This window comes from Acetobacter senegalensis, assembly GCF_001580995.1.
GTDB classification, from domain to species: Bacteria; Pseudomonadota; Alphaproteobacteria; order Acetobacterales; family Acetobacteraceae; genus Acetobacter; species Acetobacter senegalensis.
In genome coordinates this window covers 1-2428 of the sequence record NZ_LHZU01000044.1, presented here as the reverse complement: position 1 = coordinate 2428, position 2428 = coordinate 1, and the positions used below count along the sequence as shown (strand labels likewise).

The 2428-nt window shown below is 63.6% G+C and carries 1 pseudogene; it reads right to left on the bottom strand.

The window, feature by feature from the left end:
* Positions 1–211 precede the first annotated feature (211 nt).
* Positions 212–2428, bottom strand: a pseudogene (locus AD948_RS18300) (hypothetical protein); the annotation flags it as partial.

Genomic DNA, 2428 nt, shown 5'->3' with positions numbered 1-2428 from the left:
GTGGGCGTGGGCGTGGGCGTGGGCGTGGGCGTGGGCGTGGGATCACGATGCACACAGCAGCCCGGTTGGGAAGGAAAAACTGCTTCCGTGAGGCAACACTCCCTGGAGGCGGGCCTCGTCGGCGCCGCTGCCATCGCCATCGCCATCGCCATCGCCATCGCCATGAGAGTGGGCGCAGCCACATTGTTCGCGTCACCCCCCGGTGTAGGGATTATGGCATGGCGCTCAGTTCCACGAGCATCCACCCGGCGGAGGTGTAAATGGCCGGGGCGTCATCCTCCGCGTCAAACACCATCACGCCGGGGGCCGGGTTGGGTTGGGCCTTGATGCTGGCGCGGGAGAGCGTGGGCAGATGCACGCCCGCATTGGGGGTGATGGTGCCTGCCAGGGTCTCGTTCCCGTTACTGTCGAGCTGGCGCAAGGGCGTGCTGCCTTTGGCGTCAGTCAGCCCCGTGGCGGTGTAGCCGGTGGTCATGACCGCCGTAGGCTCCCACGCAACGCTCTGGCCATCCCCAAGCCGGAGCGCATTGGCGGTGGAAAGCCCTGTAAGATTGACACCAATGCCCGCGCTGCCGGTAAGCGTAATGGCGCTGGCTGCGCTATTGTTCAGGCTGGTGGTCATACCGCTGTTGCGCGTGCTGCCGGTTACGGTTTCATTGCCGCTGGCATCAAGCGTGCGCAGGGGGGTGCCGTTCTGGCTATCCTGCAACTGGCCGCTGGCGTATCGGGTTTGCACGGATGCCGTATGCTCCCATGAAATGGCCTGACCATCCTCCACGCGCAGGGCTTCCGGCGTTGTCAGGCCCGTGGTGTCCAGCCCGATGGCGGCGGTGCCTTTGGCCACGTAGGCCGGTGCCGTGGGCTGGGTGAGGCTGACAATGGTCTGGCTGTTTTGCAGGCTGCCCGGCAGGGTCTCGTTCCCGCTTGTATCCAGCGTGCGAGCCACACCGGCGGCGACCTGTTCCGTCAGTTTCCCGTTGGCAAAACCGCTGTGCACAACAGCCGTTGGCTCCCAGGAGAGGGTTTGGCCCGCTGCCAGGCGCAGGGCCTCCGGCGCGTTCAGGCCGCTCAAGTTCAGGCCAAGCTGGGCCTGGCCGTTCAGCGTCCATGCCACGCCGCTGCCAGCGTTGCTGATACTGGTTGTGACATCCCCCTGCATGCCAATGGCCAGCAGGTTGGCGGTATCATACCAGTAGCGCAGGGTGTAAGCGGCGGAATCAAACTGAAAATGCGGTTTGTGATCATCACTGAACGCAAGGTTGCGGTTGGCCCCTATGTTCAGCACCGGCGCGTTATTGACGGGCGTGCTGCGGGAGAGATCAATCCCTGCGGTATCAAACCGGCCTGCGGCGTCAATCAACGTACCATATGTGCTGGTGGCGTCATTATTGCCAATGGCAATGCCTTTGCCCACCTTGCCGGGTGTGCCATCTGCACTGGTTCCGGCTATCTGTAATTGCAGGCCAATACGCCAGCCTACGGGATCATCCCCATTGGCGTAAACATCGACCTCCCGCCCCACCATGCTTCCGGCAACAGAAGACGCCTGCCCGGTCTCATCACGCGCTTCATCATACCCCGCCCAGATCTGCGAGCGTGAGCCCTTGCCATCGGCCAGCGCATCTGCCGGACGCTGGGCCAGACTGGCCTGCGCCACATGCTGCCCGGCCCCGAAGGCGGAACTGTTCAAAACTGTAGAATGGCACCACACATAATCATTCAGGGCGGCTCCTTCTGCCGGAATGGTGCAGTTCCCTTTTTCCAGATTCATCACAAATCCGGTGGTGCCGCCCGTGTGGGTGACATCCAGATCCTTACGGAGCACGGGGGGCATATCCGCACGGCTTTCTCCGCGTGCAAAATACTTGCCGCCTTCAAGCGTGCTTTCAATCACATCCGTGCCGAGGCTGGTAATGGGGGCACCATCTGCCAGCGTGGTGCCGTTGATCTGCCACAGGGTTGGTGTCTCGCTTTGCAGGGGCGTGGCGAGGTGAAGCACCCCTGCGGGAATACGCACCATGCTGCCCGCTGGCACCGCTGCCTTGGCGGCCTGCAAGGCTGTGCTGTCATCACTGGTGCCATCCAGCGTAATGCCAAAATCTCCAGCGCTTGGCTGTTCGGCAAAACGCGCGGACAGCGGGCGCTTGAGGGCACCACTCAGCGCGCTGCCTGCTGTGGCGGCCGTGACATCCCCCGCAACTGGGGCGGTGAAACGCCCTGCGGCATCCAGCCCTGCAACACCATTGGGCTGGTTCTTGTCAGACTGCTGCACGCTGCCATCCGCCATGGCACCTATCTGACCAATGGTGGCGTTTTGCCACAACGAGGGCACAGCGGTTGCAGGGTCTATGCCGCCCGGGGGCCGCGTGGGCGCATACGTTTCCGGCGTGGCGGCTGTGGCGGCTGTGGCGGCTGTGGCGGCTGTGGC